Origin of the sequence: Desulfosediminicola flagellatus, from assembly GCF_005116655.2 — a bacterium.
Classification (GTDB): domain Bacteria; phylum Desulfobacterota; class Desulfobulbia; order Desulfobulbales; family Desulfocapsaceae; genus Desulfopila; species Desulfopila flagellata.
In genome coordinates this window covers 1,788,352-1,806,188 of record NZ_CP050698.1, presented here as the reverse complement: position 1 = coordinate 1,806,188, position 17,837 = coordinate 1,788,352, and the positions used below count along the sequence as shown (strand labels likewise).

Genomic DNA, 17,837 nt, shown 5'->3' with positions numbered 1-17,837 from the left:
GAATTGTGCAGAAATGATACAACCAGAGCCTTCATACTAACAGACTCTGGCATACTAATGTTTAATGCGGAACGTCCTGCAGCTAAAGAGTGACAGGCAACCTGAAATCCGTGTTAACCCGAAACTGCATTCTTAAGACAGAAAGAAATTATGAAGGCCATTGATCAAAAAATTGTTTTTCAAGTGCCATATTCCCGTCTGAATCTTTGAAAAGGTTAATCCAGCAATCCCATTCTTTTCTGTCCACATCAGGATAATCCAGGCGATAATGACTGCATCTGCTTTCTTTACGCATTATCGAAGCGCGCAACTTCATCTCCGCATTCAGGATCATACTTTCAGTTTCGTGGGCCAGCCTCAATTCATGCATATCAGAGGCGATCAGCATCGGCTGATGGCTATCCCGTAGTTCTTCTATGTAGGCAAGAGCTGCAGTAAGCAGTCGTTCCTTTTTCACATAGAGAACAAAATTAGGAATCATTGTGGACTGAAGTGTCTGCGTAACCCACGCCGGGCTATAACCCCTTTCCCGTTTTAAGGGAGCAATAATCTCAGCCTCAACCTGACGTCGTTTAGCAGTTGAAATAAGCGGCAATCCCATATCTCGAACTGCACTGGCAGCGGCCTCACCGGCAATAGCACCCTGAACAGCAGACCCTGCAAGTGATGAACCAATCTGTGTATAAATCCCACCTGCCATATGCGAGCCAAGTGCGTCACCTGCTGCATACAAACCTTGAATGTTCGATTCTCCACTGGCATTAATAGGTACAAGGCCTTCAGCTTTGTGAATCGACATTCCTGCAGATGCACCTCCGGATGGGACACCGCCCATTCCCGGTGGTTTTCCACTTTTACCGCCACCCGGGCCCGGTGGTCTCCGGTCGTTATCCTGCCCTGGAGGTGGCCCAGGAGGGCCTGCAGGCTTATCAAATCCTTCAGGCCTGTATGGCCCTCCAGCAACTTTTTCCTGTATAAACATTGGTCGACCCGATTCTTTCGTCTGCGGACCGTTCTTGTATACGCCATAATTGAGGTCAACACCTAAATCATGGCGTATGCTAATCTCAGTTGTTCCAGGCGGTCGTTCAAGCATGCCACCCCATTGACTGAAGACCGAAGCCGGATTTTTTCGATTTGACGGATGCCCGTCATTCCATTCTTTACCTGTTACTTTGGCCCCGATTTTATATGCCATCGTTGTTCCGTCATGGGTAAGATCACATATAGGAAATCCGTTAGGTTTAAAACCACCCGCTCCAGTACAGAGAATGACACTTTTGGCCGAAAAGAAATGTATGGTGCCCTCATCAAGACTAAACCCTGCGGCTCCGTTAATTCTACCGTTCTTTTCTATGAGATGTGTCAGCATCACCCGTTCAATTATCGGGATTTCACGTTCAACAATCGGCTTTGAAAACGAGTTATGGTAGAGGGGAGAATCGAAAAACCCCCACTCCCTCAACTCATTAACACGATCCAGTGAATGGGCTGCCAGTTGCCTGGTAAATACCGGATTATTTGTGCCGATAGCTGAATGCGAAACGCCAGCTACAAACTGATCAATACTCATCTTCTCTTTTTGGTGATCATAGGCAAAAATCCCCCTGGCAAAAGGGGTCTGACCGGAAGTACCCAGCCTGCCCTTTGAAACCATCACAACCCTGGCACCAGCATCATGGGCTTTTACTGCAGCAAACAGCCCTGCCATACCGCTGCCGACGACCAGCACATCTGTATCAGTGTTTTTGGATTTGATAGCGTCAATATCGATTGTAGAAATGTTGGGACTGCTTTCTACTCTCGCTGCAGAGAGTCCAAAAGCTGATAATGCAGCAAGACCAGCAGCGCCCCCGGCTACTGACATAAAATGTCTTCGGGACAGGTTAGTTACTTTATCAACATGATTCATTGTTCAATTCCGGTTTCTTGAGTTTTCCTGCTGCGTATTCTGTAATAAGGAGTAACACAACGCCTCCGCCTGTAAAAATGATAAACAGGCAGGACATGGCAACTCCGGCATGACGGCCTAAGTCGATAGCATGCCAGGTCCCTACGATGATAAAGAGTACCGAGAGCAGCCCGTGAAATGCCCGCCAGTCTTTATACCGCAGAGGTAATTTTCTGCGAAAAACTGAGGTTGTTCCAATTACCAGCATAAGTAGCCAGGCGATGATGCCGAGAACCACACCTTTACTTGAGAACGTCGATAGTAGTGTAAACAAAGCTTCGCCAGGACTAATGCCCTTCTCGAAAAAACGGGGCAGCACAAGTAAAAAGGGATGCAGAAAAAGTACACCAACACAGATGTAACCAACGATATTGTGCAAAGATATCAGGTTTCGAGCCCGCAGAGACTCTACGGCAAAATCATTGACTCTCGACCAGTAAATCTGTCCCGTCAGCAGGCAGAAGGCAAGAATATTTATAACTGAGATTATCTCCTTGTAGAGCGCTCTATCCGGGTAGTTTCCTAGAATTAGTATAAGCAATGGCATCCCTGCATAAAGCAACAGAGATCGCATAACAAAACCATATGACGTCTTTCTCATCATTTTCAGCCCCATGAAACAATGACCGGAATTGATTTTTCCGGCGTGATTGTGATTGCATCAACAGGACAGTACATCCTGCAGAGATGACATATCTGGCAGTCTTGCGGATATTGTATGCGCGCTTTTCCAGTCCTGGAGTCCTGTCTAATGACATCTGTCGGACAAGTCGCAACACAGGTACCGCAACCAATGCACCCTTGTATATTTTCAATTGCCATAATCGTTATATAAGTAAGTTGAACTAATTAGCCTAAAAGCGCAGGCGTTTTTAAGGGGAAGTCAGGTATAACAAGTTCAATCACAGTTTCTATATCTGCCAGCTGAAAAGGCTTGATGACAACGCTATCGAAACCCATTCCGATACTTTCAATGTCACCTGTCACAGCAATAACAGGCACACTGTCATTGATATTTTGTATATGCCTTGCCAGGACATTGCCGTTTATTCCAGGTATATTGATATCTGTCATTACAAGATCGAATGAGTCGCTATCATGGTGAAAGCGCTCTAATGCCATCAAACCATCATGTGCACTCACCACTTTATGACCCAGATATCGAAGAAATGATTCAATCATTGCCCTGACGTTATCACAGTCATCAACTACCAGAATTTTTAATTTGGTTTCACCAGTCAGTGACAGATTATCTTCATTACACAACGTCTGTTTTGCGTTGATCCAATCTTCCGGCTGCCTTTCCGCTTTGGTTATCACCTGTGCTAACGGTTTCATTTTTTTTCTACTCCGCATGCTCCATTAAATACCGACCAACTACACATTTCTTTTTTAGGGGGAGGGAGAAAAATGTGTAATCGGTCAACTCAGGATTTTCCTGTTTTACTCGCGACTACCATGTCCTTCCGGAACAGCTACAAGTTGTTCTTTAACCATGCTACAGGTAGCATTGAGCGTCTCTCCGCGCCGGCCTTTGAATGAAACGGCGTCACCTTCCTGCTTTCCTTCGCAGGCTTGAATCGCCTCGGGTGGTGGTCCCTGCGGGCCTTTACGGTCACGACTGTTGTTTTCTGCGCATGCGGTAAGCGGCATTAATACAAGTAATGCTAAAATTACGGTTACTTTCACTTGTCCGAAGTTGTTCATGATATGTGTCTCCTTTCAGGGTATTGCCCCTAAATATACATATGAAGATAAAATTTTTTCAGGCACCTGCTGCCTCGATACTGTAAAAAGTAACCGTCAATTGAGCAGGAAATATGAACGAAATGTGAAAGTAGAAAGTAAGGGAGAAACAGGTGTTGATGGAGAAATATATAGAGCTAGCAAATCATCGTAATTATCTATACATATGCAATTTCGATTGATCCGATTATGTTCTCACCATTTTTGATTTGTGTATGGAAATGTATGGTTGATTCTGCAACTTAATAGGTAAATTTGATACAATAAAATTGTCAGGGCATCACAACCAATATGCTGCAATATCCTGACAATTAATCATGATTTCCTTGTAACTATTCAGTCAAGACCTCATACGTACCCTTTTCTGTAGGCCGTAACTGTTTAGCAGTGCTCCAGATGGCCTCAAGCGGGACGATTGGCTATAGTATGCCTATGCGAAGCGTCCCGATCGGGGGCAGGTGGGGTGCTGCTGAATAGTTACATTTTCTTTTACAAAAGCCTTCGTGAATGCATGAGGTCATCATGACCGTCAAAGGCATTTGGGCATGTGGAGTCTGAGAGCGTATCTATCACCTTTGGAATTTTTTTGGAGATGTTCATAAAATGATCAACAACTCTCGGTCCAAATTGATCTTCCCGGTGCCGCTGAATCTCCTGAATACCAAATTCAAGCGACTGTCCCTTTCGATAAGGACGATCAGAGGTGATAGCATCAAAGGCATCAGCAACCGCAATAATTCTCGACTCCAGAGGAATCTCTTCGCCCTGCATTCCGGCCGGGTACCCCAACCCATCCCACCGTTCATGGTGGCAAAGTACAATTTCTGCAATATCTTTAAATAACGGTAACCTAGAAAGCACATTATAACCGATGCGCGGATGCGCCTGCATATACCGCATCTCTTCCCGGGTAAGACGACCCGCTTTGTTAAGCACCCGGTCCGGAATACCAACCTTACCTATATCGTGAAGATACGCAGCCTCGTGGATCATGCGTACACGATCTTCATGGAGCCCCATGTCTCTTGCAATAAGTACTGCTATCTCTGTCACTCTGAGGGAATGACTGAAGGTATATGGGTCACGGGCATCAAGCACGGTCAGGATAACTTCAATAAGCTCATCCATTCTGATTTCAGGCAATTCATCACTGAAGCCTGCGGTCAATTGCTCCGCAAAAATATACGATGACTCAAGTTTGATACCTGAATGTTCATCCTGGGTTACTCGATCTACCATGGTATTCTGCATGGTGCTGATTCCTACAATACGTAAAAGGTTTAATTTTTATACTATATACCTACCGACACCTGACAACCAAATCAGGCATTTTCTAATGCAAACTGTTGCAATCCCTCCATCTCCCTACCATCAATCACTATGCTATCGCGCCCTTTGCTCTTCGCCATATATACACACTCATCCGCTCGCTGGATCAATTCTTTCATCCCGCTCTCGACATCTTTAAGGTCATGACACAGAGTGGCGACACCAATACTGAGTGAGGTGATTTCCGGAGCTGACTCGCCATAACCCGCCTTAATTCTGCTTGCAATGGTGATTCCTTCTGCACCGCTTATCCCTGGAAGTATGATTCCAAATTCATCCCCTCCATATCTGAACGGAATATCATTTTCAGAACGAATAGAGGTAAACATCGTATCAGCCAGCATGATCAATAGCTCATCGCCCTTCTGGTGGCCAAGAGTGTCATTGACCTTCTTGAAATTATCTACATCTATCAACATCAGGCTGAGGCTCTTTCCGGAATTAAGCGATTCTTTCACAAGAAGTTGCATATTTGAGTTGAAGAATCTCCTGTTATACAATTGAGTCAACTCATCTTTCATCGACAACTTCTGGAAATGTTTTTTCAACTCTTCGTTTTTGCCTAGTTGCTGCTGTCGCGTATTCTCACGAACCGATAGACTATGCGCCATCCAGTTCAACAAACGTTTAAGCTTTACTATTTCCGGCTCGTCCTCTTCTTCGTTCGCAAGAGAAAATGCCATATCGTAATGTCCCATTTTTATATTGTGACAAAACATAAACATCGCTGAAATTTCCCGGCCAACGATCAGGTAACTGCAAAATCTTGAAATGGGTCCAAGAAAGGCAAGTGACAATGCGAGATGCACAGAAAGAAATGATTTAAGCATATCAACCCGGCCACTCTCAAGCAGGTAAAGGGCATACCCCTCAGGGATACTGATAGTTGCGGTTAAAACCAGAATCATTCGAAGCTTTATACTCATTTTCCTGCTGTCCGTTATGCTGAATCATTTATCATTACGCCGCCAATATCAGAAAATCTGCCGAAATCTATATATTGTCTGCCCCCTATCGTGCTTAGAATCTTACAAAAGTACATATGTATCCATTCAATATCTTCTCCGGTATCGTTCATGGAGTTATTTGAGAATCTCTATGCTGTGAATCATCTTTTTCGAGGAGATTACTTCTATAGCGCACAAGCTCAAGATGTCGCTCAAGTCGATCAGCTCTGTACACTGCCGCCGATAGTTCATTCTTCAGATTTGCTATTTGTGAGCATTAACGACAAACGGTAGTCCGATACTGCCGTTGATGCTCAAGAAGCGTTGCTCCCATGACATTCATCTTTCTCTGTAAATCGCACGATTTTCGTTTTTGTTGCTGATGCATACAACAATTCAAAATAGAGAAAACACTGACTTGCTGACTAATGCTTTCCTGCATTTTCAATGAAGTACGATGGTGAGTCATAACTGCCCAGTATGCCCCTCGAAATTCACCTGCGATCATAGAAGCTTGCCATAATTTTTCCAAATCATGCGTAGAAGCAGCACTACCAAAACGAAGCAGACTCAGCTTGAACTTGGCATCAAGCACCTGCTGGATATTCTCACTTTTTGCTGAATGCACATGCACTCCCTCTGCGCTCAGCATAAGACTCTCGAGCTTGCAGGAGTTCATTGCATTTCGGCCACCGGAAATAACTCCTAAACGAGTTAGCTCATTTTCGCTAAGGCAAACAGCCAGAATTGTGACATGAAACTTTTCCGGTATATCCCATATGTACTTATGCCCGGGAACTACACAATCCTTCTTCCGCCCGGTTATATCATTGCCCATAAAATTGCCTCTCTCTTTTCTTAGTTTGCTTTTTAGGCACCCCTAATCTTGCGACAGTTTATACCTTCAGTAAAAAAATAGGTCAATGTGTTTTTTTAGCTGAGCCTAATCTTTTTTCAGAAGCCTAAAACCAGCAGGCAGATCATTGATAATTATTACTATTTTAGTAAGTAAAGTAATACCTCTATTAAGGTATTAAGAAGATGTGAAATAGCAGAAAACTTGAGATGAATTTACTCATGCAATAGGTATCACGGATTGTGTAGCATCGAGAATCCAACTGAACAAGCTGATGATCTTATACGCTGTTCGTCTCTCACTGGATTAGTAGAATATATGTAAACCCATAACGCATTCCCTCAACCACCGGGATAAATGCAGGTTCTGTATTTCTATTTTCTGACAAAATGTTTACTTTGGGCAGTGAGACTCAGAATGCATTCAGCCGTTCACAACCATTGCAAAACAGACTTTCAGCCAGGTGAAGAAGTGAAGGAATTACAATATTTATTAGGATACCCAGACCATCTCACAGATCAGGTGCAACGCCTGATTGCAGAGAATACATTACACAAGCTATTGCTCAAGAAGTATCCTTCCCCCCATGAGATTCGTACAGACAAAGCGCTCTACGAATACGTTATAGCGATAAAAAATATCTCTATGCAGAAATCACAGCCACTCAGTAAGGTGCTTTTTGATCCTAAAATCAAGATGCAGCACCAGGCTCTCGGTGTACATAAATTTATATCACGGGTACAGGGAGGCAAGTTAAAGGCAAAAAACGAGATCCGTATCGCCTCAACCTTCAGAAATGCACCGGAACCTTTCCTTCGAATGATTGTCGTTCACGAACTCGCCCATCTCAAAGAAAAGGATCATAACAAAGCCTTTTACAAACTCTGCAAACATATGGAACCTGATTACCATCAATTAGATTTCGATATGCGTCTCTACCTGACCCAACTTGATCTTTTTGGCCCACTATATTGATGAGAAATCTTAATTTGATGTTTCCCTAAAATGGTGGTCGCGAGGTTAAACCACATTTCACGTTAATTCCGCTTCCAATTCCGCTGGAGGTGTATAGCTATTTGCTGAGTGTCCTCTTTGCCTGTTGTAAGATCCTTTCATTGTATTGAACAATGCTTGTTCTGCTTGAGAACTCACCATGTTAACATGATTGAATTACAATAATTATGTGTATAAAACGGGTGTTTTCCACCAAGACAATCTAAGGAAAAACTCAACCCTCTTCCTACAGCTCTTTGTTCTAATTCATGCAATTTACTGTAGACCGACCCCAATCGACAGCAAACAATTCAATGAGAGATTTGTAGATTATCTACCTACCTGCTCGATAACACTTTTTCTTGTCTTTACCTATATTCGAGTGATACATTTACATGTCAGGCTTACATTGGAAACAGTTTTTGTACAATTAGATAAGGAGATGCAATCTCAACTGATGGTCTAATCTGACACACAAAAGCAGTCCACCTTCGTTTAAAATGGACGTTTCCACACCAATGTTTCCACTGTTCACAATTGAACCTCTGCTGGTGAAAATGTCAGAAAAATAGATTGATCTGAACCTTAGTCGGCAAAAACGCCTGACCTGTCTCTGCCGCAGCATACATTGATTAGATCCCGACATACAGCGGGACATACCGACTATTACTCGTAATATCAAAAGTAAATACATATCAAATCGATTTCGCTACTACCTGTAACAACGAAGAAAAGATGTTCTAAAGCATCCCTTCCCCCCACACATAGAAGGAGGACAGAATGAGTAGGATTCAAAAATTCTCGTTGCACAAAATCTTCAGGTCACACGCCACGAAAAGTGCGCTTGTGGGTTGCTGTATGGCTGGGAGCATTGCACTGTCTGCCGGTGTCTTACCGACTTGGGCAGAGGCAGCAGCCCCTGCCACAATGAAAAAACCAAATATTGTCGTAATCTGGGGTGATGACATCGGCCAGTTCAATGTCAGCGCCTACAACCAGGGCATGATGGGTTTCAAAACACCGAACATCGACCGCATTGCCCAGGAGGGCGCGTTATTTACCGACTGGTATGGCCAGCAAAGCTGTACCGCCGGACGTGCAGCCTTCATCACTGGTCAGTCGCCTATCCGCACCGGCCTCACCAAGGTCGGTCTGCCTGGTGCCCCCGAGGGCATGAAGAAGGAAGATCCGACCATCGCCACACTGCTCAAGGCTCAAGGATACATGACAGGCCAGTTCGGCAAAAACCACCTCGGTGACCGTGACGAGATGCTGCCTACGGCCCACGGTTTTGATGAATTCTTCGGTAACCTTTATCATCTCAATGCGGAAGAAGAACCTGAGAATCCAGATTACCCGAAAAGTCCGGAATTTAAGAAACGCTTTGGTCCTCGGGGTGTCATCAGCTCGACAGCCGATGGCAAGATAGAGGACACCGGTCCCCTGACCAAAAAACGTATGGAGACGGTAGATGAAGAAATGAATGCAAAAGCATTGGACTTCATGGACCGAGCCGTAAAAGCTGACAAGCCGTTCTTTTTGTGGTGGAATTCCACTCGTATGCACATATTTACTCACCTCAAAAAAGAGTCGCAAGGCAAGACGGGCCTGGGTGTTTATGCCGATGGTATGGTTGAACACGATGCAATGGTGGGAGAGGTGCTCGATAAGCTGAAAGAATTAGGCATCGAAGACAACACCATTGTTATGTATTCCACCGACAATGGGGCTGAGTCTTTCTCGTGGCCAGACGGCGGTACAACCATGTTCCGCGGCGAAAAAAATATGCAATGGGAAGGTGGCTACCGGGTGCCATGTATGATCCGCTGGCCCGGGGTTATCAAACCAGGTACCATCATAAACGATATCGGTGCGCACGAGGATATGCTCCCGACATTGCTGGCCGCTGTGGGAGATACGACTGTTAAGGACGATCTGTTGAAAGGCAGAAAAGCCGGGGATATGAACTATAAAGTCCATATCGATGGTTACAACCTGATGCCGGCAATCAAGGGTGAAGAGCAATGGCCGCGAAAAGAATTCATCTATTGGACCGATGACGGCAGTGCAGCAGCCTTGCGTTATGATGCATGGAAGGTCACGTTCCTGCGCCAGGACTCCGATGGCCTAAAAGTCTGGCAAGAGCCTTTCACCAAACTGCGCGCCCCTATGCTGACGAATCTGCGTATGGATCCCTTCGAACACGCTCACGAGATCGGCATGGGATATGACAGGTGGTTTGTCGAACATATGTTCGTCTTCGCCCCTGCTGCAGCATATGTCGGCCAGTGGCTACAGAGCTTTAAAGAGTTCCCTCCACGCCAAAAACCTGGCAGTTTCAACCTCGATCAGGTTATGGAGGCGGTAACCAAAGGTGCTGGCGACAGGTAGCCTCGCGCCTGGAAAAAAATCTCAGTCATCCTGTCCACACCCGTGTTTAAACGGGTGTGGACCTCACGTCTCAATGGCATAACCTCTTTCAAGATGCCCAATGAATCCTCGTGAAGCATTTAAACAGATAGCAACTGCAATGAACGCGGCCATTATCGGCCAGGAAACCGTCGTCGAACGTCTGCTCATAGCCTTTCTCGCTGATGGGCATGTCCTTATGGAGGGGTTGCCCGGGGTAGCCAAAACCCGATCGATCAAGACACTCGGTAAGCTGGTGGAAAGCGAATTCCGCCGGGTACAGTTTACGCCGGATCTCCTGCCTTCTGATGTGACCGGCTCGGAAATCTACAGGGAACAAAATAGCAGTTTTGATTTCCAACCAGGCCCGATTTTCGGCAATCTTGTGCTTGCGGACGAGATCAACCGTGCCCCGGCCAAGGTCCAGGCAGCTCTTCTCGAAGCGATGGAAGAACGTCAGGTCACAGTCGCCGGCACCACCCACAAATTACCCAGACTCTTTCTGGTTCTTGCCACCCAGAACCCTATCGAACAGGAAGGCACCTATCCGCTGCCTGAGGCCCAGATGGATCGTTTTCTTCTCTATGTAAACGTGCCTTACCCCCCTGCGGAAAACGAAGCAGCTATCCTTCGACTGGTGCGCGGCGAAAGGGCTGGAGATGCCGCCGAGACAGGGACAAAGATATCCGAAGACGTCATCTTCGCCGCAAGGAAGGAAGTGAACGCTATTCATGTTGCCGAACCAGCAGAGCGCTATATCGTAGATCTGGTTATCGCCACCCGCGAACCTCAGCGCTATCAGGGCAACCTCCCCCGTTGGATCCGCCTTGGAGCCAGTCCACGTGGCACACTCGCTCTCGACGCAGCTGCCCGTGCCCATGCATGGTTGCAGGGGCAGGACTTTGTTTCGCCGGAGAACATTCGTGCTGTTGCACCGGCCTGTCTGGCCCATCGCATCCACCTCTCCTATGAAGCGGAGGCTGCCGGCAAAACCCGAACAGACGTAATTGAGGCCATGCTGAAGGCTGTAGTGCCCATCTGAAGTAAAGTGATCCAATGAAACGTACCATCGAACAGACCTCCGTAATACACAGGCCAGGGGTGCAAACCTCACTGGAAGAACTGATGCTGCTGCGTGGCCAGGCCAGAGGGTTCAGCTTTCTGCCCCGCCAGCCCATAACCTCACTGCTCTCCGGGCGTCATGCATCCCGCTTGCGAGGACGTGGTCTGGCCTTTGAGGAACTCCGACAGTACCAGCAGGGCGATGACATACGCACCATCGACTGGCGGGCTACTGCGCGCTTACGTTCGCCACATGTGCGGGTTTATACCGAGGAGCGTGAACGTCCGGTGATTGTCGTAGTGGATCAGCGTCGTTCGATGTTTTTCGGTAGTCAACGTGCCATGAAGTCTGTGGTAGCTGCCGAGATTGCCGCACTTGCGGCCTGGCGCACTCTGGCAGTAAACGATCGGGTTGGTGGAATTGTATTTAACGATAATGAAATAATTGAGCTGGTTCCCCATCGCAGCCAGAGCAGGGTTCTACGCCTGCTACACGAAGTCGTTCGACTGAATACGCTACTCGTAGATCAACCAGACGAACCTGCAGCTGTAACTGTTACACTCAATGATGCCCTTAATGCAGCTCTGCGACGCGCCACCCATGATCATCTGGTAGTAATCATCAGCGATCTCGACGGGGCTGACGAGACAACAAAGAAACTGGCTACAGGGCTGGCAGCCCACAATGATGTTCTGGTTGTAGGCATATATGATCCGCTCGGGGCAGATCTTCATATACATCCCGGGATGACCGCGGTTGATCGTGATGTGACCTACGAACTTCCCACGGGATCGGCCTTTACTGATTCTTTCCAGAAGGCCTTTACTGACCGTCTCGACCTGTGGATGGAGATCTTTCGTAACCTGCGTGTGCCTGTCATTCCTATTTCGGCCGCATTATCACCAGTTGATCAATTGCGTGACCTTTTTGGCGCCCATCTTCAACAAAGGTCACGCAGCATATGAAAGCCGATCCGACAAGTCTCGAAAACCTTCATGATCTCATACCCCCCTCTTCAGTACCGTTTTGGCCACCGGCTCCCGGTTGGTACATTGTGTCAGCCCTGCTGATCCTGGCACTTCTCTGGATTTGCCGGCATTCCTGGAAACGATGGAACGCCAATGGTTACCGACGTGAAGCCCTGCACCTGCTTCAATCCTGTGAGCATACTGACGAGATTGCCGAAGTTCTCCGCCGTACCGCTCTGGCTTTTGCGCCGCGTCGACTGATCGCTGCCAAGAGCGGTCCGGACTGGCCCGACTGGCTGGCAGCACAATGTTCTGAGCCTATGCCGGATACCGTGCGGAATCAACTGAGTCTCGGGATATATACACCATCTGCTGCTGATACTGATCTGGAATTGTTGCGCTTATATGCCACCCGCTGGCTTACCAGTCATCATGTACCTGTTTATGAAGCCGAATCAACGACAACCGCAAACCCATGCCCCAAAGAGAACATTTCATGAAACGAACGTTACGTTTTTTCAGTGTAGTTACCTTCATGGTGATTTTCAGCACCTCAATTACGTATGGTGCTGATCCTTTACCTTCCTGGAACGACGGCAAGGCTAAAGAGGCCATTATTGACTTCGTTACCAGAGTAAGCACGGCAGGTTCTGATGACTTCGTTCCGGTCGCGGAGCGTATTGCCACCTTTGACAATGACGGTACGCTCTGGGCTGAACAGCCGATGTATTTCCAGGCATTTTTTGTCTTTGACCGGATCAAAGCACTTGCCCCGCAACATCCGGAATGGCAAACGAAAGAACCGTTTGCCTCGGTACTTCAAGGCGACATGAAAAAAGCTCTTGCGGGCGGAGAGCATGATTTGCTGGAAATGGTCATGGCCACCCATGCCGGCATGACCACCGAAGAATTCGAACAGCTTGTTAAGGATTGGCTGACAACCGCCAGACACCCCGTATCGAAGCAGCCTTTGACCGGGATGGTTTACCAGCCCATGCTTGAGCTGCTCAGTTATCTGCGGGAGGAAGGTTTCAAGACCTTCATCGTTTCAGGCGGCGGTATTGAATTTATGCGCCCCTGGACGGAGAAGGTCTACGGTATCCCGCCAGAGCAGGTCATTGGTTCAAGTATCAAGACCAAGTTTGAGTTTCTTGACGACAAACCTGCGCTTGTACGGCTGCCGGAAATCAATTTCATCGATGACAAAGCAGGTAAGCCCGTTGGCATTCATCAGCATATCGGCCGGCGACCCATTGCCGCATTCGGTAACTCCGATGGTGACCTGCAAATGCTGCAATGGACCGCAGCCGGCAAAGGGCCGAACTTCTGTCTGTATGTTCACCATACCGACGCCGAACGCGAGTGGGCCTATGATCGAAAAAGTCATATCGGCCGTCTGGATAAGGGGCTTGATGAAGCCAGAGCCAGGGGCTGGACGGTTGTAAACATGAAAAATGACTGGAACGTAGTATTCCCAAAATAATATTAGCGTGTACCCGATATGCTGATTTTCTCCTCACTGTGGGTTTTCGTGCTCCTGCCATTACCATGGCTTGTGCGACTGCTCCTGCCGCCCCGACGGACACGACAGATCGCCGTACGGGTACCGTTCGGAGACCGTATACGGCAAGCGGCTGCAGGAACGTCACTTCCACGCACAATCCGGCAGAACTGGCATAGTCTTCTGATACCCTCGCTGATCTGGTTGCTGGTACTCACCGCTTTGGCACATCCACAGTGGTTGGAGCCGCCAGTGATCAGTGAGCAACCGACCCGTGATTTACTTCTTGTCGTCGATCTTTCAGGGTCAATGCGCCAGGAGGATTTCAGCAATAGTGCAGGGGAAAAGATAGATCGCCTCAGCGCGGTCAAGGAAGTGCTTGGTGATTTCCTCACCCATCGAAAGGGGGACCGCGTAGGGTTGGTCGTTTTTGGCGATGCACCGTTCCTGCAGGTACCGTTCTCTACCGATCTCAGCCTTGCCAGGAGACTGCTCGATGAAACTGCCATTGGCATGGCAGGGCCGCGTACCGCCTTTGGAGACGCCATTGGTCTTGGCGTAACACTTTTTGCAAAGAGTGAGATGCCCGCCAAGACCATCATTGCCTTAACTGATGGTAATGACACTGCCAGTCTTGTGCCCCCGGTCGAGGCAGCACGGGTTGCGAAGGGAGAGAGTATCCGCATTCACACCGTGGCAATCGGTGATCCGAGCACAGTAGGTGAAGAAAAGCTCGATGAGGCGACTCTTCGTTCAGTCGCCCAGACCAGCGGCGGTTCCTACTTTTTTGCCGCTGACCGGGAACAGCTCAAAGGGATTTATGACGAACTCGACACGATTGAGACCAGGGAAGTAAATGTTGTCAGCTATCGGCCACGCAGCGATCTGTATTACTGGCCCGTGTTAGCCGCATTGCTGATTTCTCTGGCGTTGAAGTTCTCGGTGATTACGCGTACTGCAAGGCTCAGCACGCCTGCAACTGCCGCCCCGGGCACGGTTCACGTTGATCCCCGGACAGGACGACTGGAGGTGCTACAATGACAGCTGATTTAGCCAATTTTCATTTTATTCGACCTGTCTGGTTGTTGCTCATACCTCTTGCTGTTGGCGTGTGGTGGATGTGGTTGCGATACGCTGATCCACTTCGCGGCTGGCGCGCCCAGATTGCCCCGGATTTACTCAACGCACTGATCGTCGAACGCGGATCGAAAAAACGTTATGATGCTCTGGGATTGCTGACAGTCTGGCTAGTTGCTGTCATCGCCATTGCCGGACCGACTTGGCGCCTTGCGCCAAGTCCCTTCACCGATGACGCAACACCGTTGATGATTATCCTGAAAGCCGATAACAGCATGATGCAGCCCGATCCAGCACCTTCCCGTTTGGAACGGGCCCAATTGAAAATCGCTGATCTGGCAGAGGCCGGCAAAGGCAAGCTGCTCGGCCTGATCGCCTATTCCGGTTCTGCACATCTCGTGCTTCCACCTACTCGTGATACAGGTGTAGTTGCTACCATGGCTGCTGAAATAGGTCCTGAAATAATGCCGGTACCCGGCGACCGTCTTGACCTCGCACTCATAGAGGCTGTCCGCGTGCTTACCGATGGACAGCAGGGAGGAAGTGTCGTTATCCTGGCCGATTCTATAACTACCGACTCTGCTCTTCTGCAATCTGTCCAGCAGAAAGTTACATTTCCGCTCCAGATTCTTGCTATCAATAGTCCCGACTCTTCACAAGATAGTGCTCTGCGTACTGCCGCAAAAACACTCAAGGCTCATGTCGAACCATTTGATGTCACCGGTAAGGATGTCGCAACCATTATCCGCCGTGCTGCCAAGGTTCATGTTGGGAAAACTGGAAATCAAGGCGAGCGATGGCAGGAGGCTGGTTACTGGCTTGTGCCGTTGCTGGCTGCAGCAGCACTGCTATTATTTCAGCGAGAGGAAAGCGGGGGTGAAGCCCTATGAAAGAATTTTTTATCATCCTCGCAGCTACCTGGAACAGTCTGTGGTTTACACCCGATCAACTGGGCCAGCGATACTATGAACATGGAGAATTCAACAAGGCAGCTGAATATTTCCAAGATCCTTTCCGTCAGGGAGTTGCCTTATACCGTGGAGGTGATTTTCAGGAGGCCGCCAAGGTCTTTTCCCGTATCAACACTGCCGAGGCGCAATACAATGAAGGGAATTCGCTGCTGATGCATGGAGATTACGAAACTGCCATTGCCCGCTACGATGAGGCTTTAAAAAAACGACCTGATTTACTTGCCGCAAGTGAAAATAGAGCTCTCGCAATTGCCAGAAAGGCTATGACCACATCAGAAGGCGGTGATATGGGTGACCAGAAGATAGGAGCAGACAAGGTCGTTTTCGACAAAAAAGCAGAAAATCTTGGACAGGACACGCAAATAGAAGGAGACAAACCACTTTCCGACATCGAAATACAGGCCCTATGGCTACGACGTGTGCAAACCAAACCAGCTGATTTTCTTAAGGCAAAATTCGCTTTTCAACATACAGCCCAATCGGCAGAGGGAGTCAAATGAAACACGTTCTTTGGCTGATAATGGGTTGTCTGGTATGGGCGACAACTACTGGAGCGACAGGTATACCGGTAGCCCTGACCGTACCGACTCCCAAGGCCTGGGTTGGACAGCGGCTACAGTTTTATGTCGAATTGCGGGCTCCAGGTTCATTTGATGGTACAGCCTATTTTGCTTTGCCCGAACTTCCAGCTACCCTGGTAATGAAGATCGGTAATCCGATCGTCGAATCTGAAGAAATCGATGGTAAAAGCTGGTTTGTGCAAAAACATGAATTTGCATTATTTTCTCAGAAAACAGGAGTGCTCGACATTCCCGCCTTTGGTGTCCAGTTTTCTCACAAGGAAGGCTTTACCGGTCCGACCGTAGATGTCCAGGCAGAGGTGTCCGGCTGGAAAGTGGAAATACAACGCCCGCCTGGTAGTGATCCTGCTGAATACCTCATCACCACCGAATCCCTTGACATAACAGAGTCATGGGAGCCACAACCCGGTCCTGCTCAGGTTGGAGATATTTTCAAACGCTCCATTTCTCAGCAGGCACCGCAGATTCCCGGTATGGCCTTCATGCCTCCGTCAACCACTGCACCAGAAGGAGTACGAGTCTATCTCAGTGACTCGGCAACAGCGGACCAACTGGAGCGAGGTGATTTTCTTGGAAAACGAGAAGATACTCTTACGTATCTACTAACTGAACCAGGTACAGTGTCTCTCCCTGCTCTCACGTATGTTTGGTGGAATCCTGTTACCAGCACACTGCAGTCAAAAACCCTGCCCGCTATAGCCGTCGATGTAGCACCGTCTTCGGTAACCTCAGGGGGCAGGAAATCGTCTGTCCCCAGCCACTTCCTGCTATTTGTACTGACGGCAGCATTGACTATTACTATTAGCCTGGTCGTTTGGCAGAGAGATCGTCTTGCAGGTTGGGCACGAGAACGCTGGAAATTATTGCACCCACCAGAACGAGTGGCCGAACGAAATTTGCTTCGAGCCTGTAAACAAAACAATGCTGAGGCCGCAGTAGTTGCATGGCAATCATGGAGAAAGTACCAGGAACCAACCTTTAAACCCAAACCTGAATTACATGCCGAAATCCTGACACTTTATCAACATACGTATGGTGCTCTTCCCCTCACTTCATGGCGGGGAGGTAAACTCGCCCGCACGTTTAGAAATCACCTGGCATCGGTTCAGCAGACTCGAACTCCCCTTAAAAACTCATATCTACCATTGCTCAACCCGAACCCGCTATTGAAGAAAATCAATTGATATCAGAACAATAGATAAAGGGCTAATGGTGCAGACAACAATTGTGATAAGAACGTAACCTGGAAGAAAACACACTGTATTACGAGACAGAACCGCATAAACCTAACACGCTAATGCGCCTCCACAAAGTACGTTTATGCAAATTTGAAAAGCAACAATCTAAATTTGCGGTGGTGACCAACACTTTGCGTCGCCGCCGGTAATCATAAACCGTTAGTGAAAAGAGGCAATTTGTTCTGAATATTCAACACATTTATAAAA

Annotated in this window: 18 protein-coding genes; 10 read left to right on the top strand and 8 right to left on the bottom strand. The window is 47.9% G+C overall.

Annotated features, from left to right (window positions below):
- Positions 1-148: 148 nt before the first annotated feature.
- The 8 genes from FCL46_RS07555 to FCL46_RS07520 all read right to left on the bottom strand — a co-directional run bounded on the left by FCL46_RS07555 (position 149) and on the right by FCL46_RS07520 (position 6,811).
- Positions 149-1,912, bottom strand: coding sequence for an FAD-dependent oxidoreductase (locus tag FCL46_RS07555; protein WP_136807022.1), 1,764 nt, complete (start codon positions 1,910-1,912; stop codon positions 149-151).
- A complete protein-coding gene (locus FCL46_RS07550; protein ID WP_136807021.1) occupies positions 1,899-2,555 on the bottom strand; it encodes a ferric reductase-like transmembrane domain-containing protein in 657 nt (218 codons plus the stop codon). The genes FCL46_RS07555 and FCL46_RS07550 overlap by 14 nt, the downstream gene beginning before the upstream one ends.
- A gap of 2 nt (positions 2,556-2,557) precedes the next feature.
- On the bottom strand, positions 2,558-2,773 hold the full coding sequence (locus FCL46_RS28750; protein WP_136807020.1) for a 4Fe-4S dicluster domain-containing protein: 216 nt from the start codon (positions 2,771-2,773) through the stop codon (positions 2,558-2,560).
- A gap of 27 nt (positions 2,774-2,800) precedes the next feature.
- A complete protein-coding gene (locus tag FCL46_RS07540; RefSeq protein WP_167505850.1) occupies positions 2,801-3,289 on the bottom strand; it encodes a response regulator in 489 nt (162 codons plus the stop codon).
- A 105-nt stretch (positions 3,290-3,394) separates the two neighbouring features.
- Positions 3,395-3,658, bottom strand: coding sequence for a hypothetical protein (locus FCL46_RS07535; RefSeq protein WP_136807018.1), 264 nt, complete (start codon positions 3,656-3,658; stop codon positions 3,395-3,397).
- A gap of 528 nt (positions 3,659-4,186) precedes the next feature.
- On the bottom strand, positions 4,187-4,948 hold the full coding sequence (locus FCL46_RS07530) for an HD-GYP domain-containing protein (protein ID WP_217909581.1): 762 nt from the start codon (positions 4,946-4,948) through the stop codon (positions 4,187-4,189).
- A gap of 71 nt (positions 4,949-5,019) precedes the next feature.
- Positions 5,020-5,952 carry a GGDEF domain-containing protein gene (locus tag FCL46_RS07525; RefSeq protein ID WP_136807017.1) on the bottom strand — a complete coding sequence of 311 codons (933 nt, stop codon included), beginning with the start codon at positions 5,950-5,952 and terminating at the stop codon, positions 5,020-5,022.
- A 298-nt stretch (positions 5,953-6,250) separates the two neighbouring features.
- Positions 6,251-6,811 (bottom strand): hypothetical protein, encoded by a 561-nt coding sequence (locus FCL46_RS07520; protein ID WP_136807016.1) that lies wholly within the window; start codon positions 6,809-6,811, stop codon positions 6,251-6,253.
- 489 nt (positions 6,812-7,300) lie between these two features.
- Between FCL46_RS07520 and FCL46_RS07515 the strand changes: the two genes are divergently transcribed.
- The 10 genes from FCL46_RS07515 (at position 7,301) to FCL46_RS07470 (ending at position 17,576) form a co-directional block, all read left to right on the top strand.
- Positions 7,301-7,804 carry a M48 metallopeptidase family protein gene (locus FCL46_RS07515; RefSeq protein ID WP_136807015.1) on the top strand — a complete coding sequence of 168 codons (504 nt, stop codon included), beginning with the start codon at positions 7,301-7,303 and terminating at the stop codon, positions 7,802-7,804.
- An 876-nt stretch (positions 7,805-8,680) separates the two neighbouring features.
- A complete protein-coding gene (locus FCL46_RS07510; RefSeq protein WP_136807416.1) occupies positions 8,681-10,213 on the top strand; it encodes an arylsulfatase in 1,533 nt (510 codons plus the stop codon).
- A gap of 100 nt (positions 10,214-10,313) precedes the next feature.
- On the top strand, positions 10,314-11,273 hold the full coding sequence (locus FCL46_RS07505; RefSeq protein ID WP_136807014.1) for an AAA family ATPase: 960 nt from the start codon (positions 10,314-10,316) through the stop codon (positions 11,271-11,273).
- A 14-nt stretch (positions 11,274-11,287) separates the two neighbouring features.
- Positions 11,288-12,259, top strand: a complete 972-nt coding sequence (locus FCL46_RS07500; protein ID WP_136807013.1) for a DUF58 domain-containing protein — start codon at positions 11,288-11,290, stop codon at positions 12,257-12,259.
- Complete coding sequence (locus FCL46_RS07495) at positions 12,256-12,762, top strand: DUF4381 domain-containing protein (RefSeq protein ID WP_136807012.1); 507 nt, start codon at positions 12,256-12,258, stop codon at positions 12,760-12,762. The genes FCL46_RS07500 and FCL46_RS07495 overlap by 4 nt, the downstream gene beginning before the upstream one ends.
- Before the next feature lie 35 nt (positions 12,763-12,797).
- Positions 12,798-13,745, top strand: coding sequence for an HAD family hydrolase (locus tag FCL46_RS07490; protein ID WP_420811269.1), 948 nt, complete (start codon positions 12,798-12,800; stop codon positions 13,743-13,745).
- 18 nt (positions 13,746-13,763) lie between these two features.
- On the top strand, positions 13,764-14,804 hold the full coding sequence (locus FCL46_RS07485; protein ID WP_136807010.1) for a vWA domain-containing protein: 1,041 nt from the start codon (positions 13,764-13,766) through the stop codon (positions 14,802-14,804).
- Entirely contained in the window at positions 14,801-15,730 is a 930-nt protein-coding gene (locus FCL46_RS07480; protein ID WP_136807009.1) for a VWA domain-containing protein, read from the top strand. Before FCL46_RS07485 ends, FCL46_RS07480 begins: the two co-directional genes overlap by 4 nt.
- Positions 15,727-16,311, top strand: a complete 585-nt coding sequence (locus tag FCL46_RS07475; RefSeq protein WP_136807008.1) for a tetratricopeptide repeat protein — start codon at positions 15,727-15,729, stop codon at positions 16,309-16,311. The genes FCL46_RS07480 and FCL46_RS07475 overlap by 4 nt, the downstream gene beginning before the upstream one ends.
- Complete coding sequence (locus FCL46_RS07470) at positions 16,308-17,576, top strand: BatD family protein (protein ID WP_136807007.1); 1,269 nt, start codon at positions 16,308-16,310, stop codon at positions 17,574-17,576. The genes FCL46_RS07475 and FCL46_RS07470 overlap by 4 nt, the downstream gene beginning before the upstream one ends.
- Positions 17,577-17,837 lie beyond the last annotated feature (261 nt).

Excerpts from the sequence above, each read along its gene's own strand:
- FCL46_RS07510 (WP_136807416.1), top strand. The coding sequence starts at position 8,681 with ATGGCTGGGAGCATTGCACTGTCTGCCGGTGTCTTACCGACTTGGGCA.
- FCL46_RS07500 (WP_136807013.1), top strand. The coding sequence starts at position 11,288 with ATGAAACGTACCATCGAACAGACCTCCGTAATACACAGGCCAGGGGTG.
- FCL46_RS07550 (WP_136807021.1), bottom strand. The coding sequence starts at position 2,555 with ATGATGAGAAAGACGTCATATGGTTTTGTTATGCGATCTCTGTTGCTT.
- FCL46_RS07490 (WP_420811269.1), top strand. The coding sequence starts at position 12,798 with ATGGTGATTTTCAGCACCTCAATTACGTATGGTGCTGATCCTTTACCT.
- FCL46_RS07525 (WP_136807017.1), bottom strand. The coding sequence starts at position 5,952 with ATGAGTATAAAGCTTCGAATGATTCTGGTTTTAACCGCAACTATCAGT.
- FCL46_RS07470 (WP_136807007.1), top strand. The coding sequence starts at position 16,308 with ATGAAACACGTTCTTTGGCTGATAATGGGTTGTCTGGTATGGGCGACA.
- FCL46_RS07475 (WP_136807008.1), top strand. The coding sequence starts at position 15,727 with ATGAAAGAATTTTTTATCATCCTCGCAGCTACCTGGAACAGTCTGTGG.
- FCL46_RS07520 (WP_136807016.1), bottom strand. The coding sequence starts at position 6,811 with ATGGGCAATGATATAACCGGGCGGAAGAAGGATTGTGTAGTTCCCGGG.
- FCL46_RS07495 (WP_136807012.1), top strand. The coding sequence starts at position 12,256 with ATGAAAGCCGATCCGACAAGTCTCGAAAACCTTCATGATCTCATACCC.
- FCL46_RS07530 (WP_217909581.1), bottom strand. The coding sequence starts at position 4,948 with ATGCAGAATACCATGGTAGATCGAGTAACCCAGGATGAACATTCAGGT.
- FCL46_RS07535 (WP_136807018.1), bottom strand. The coding sequence starts at position 3,658 with ATGAACAACTTCGGACAAGTGAAAGTAACCGTAATTTTAGCATTACTT.
- FCL46_RS07485 (WP_136807010.1), top strand. The coding sequence starts at position 13,764 with ATGCTGATTTTCTCCTCACTGTGGGTTTTCGTGCTCCTGCCATTACCA.
- FCL46_RS28750 (WP_136807020.1), bottom strand. The coding sequence starts at position 2,773 with ATGGCAATTGAAAATATACAAGGGTGCATTGGTTGCGGTACCTGTGTT.
- FCL46_RS07505 (WP_136807014.1), top strand. The coding sequence starts at position 10,314 with ATGAATCCTCGTGAAGCATTTAAACAGATAGCAACTGCAATGAACGCG.
- FCL46_RS07480 (WP_136807009.1), top strand. The coding sequence starts at position 14,801 with ATGACAGCTGATTTAGCCAATTTTCATTTTATTCGACCTGTCTGGTTG.
- FCL46_RS07555 (WP_136807022.1), bottom strand. The coding sequence starts at position 1,912 with ATGAATCATGTTGATAAAGTAACTAACCTGTCCCGAAGACATTTTATG.
- FCL46_RS07540 (WP_167505850.1), bottom strand. The coding sequence starts at position 3,289 with ATGAAACCGTTAGCACAGGTGATAACCAAAGCGGAAAGGCAGCCGGAA.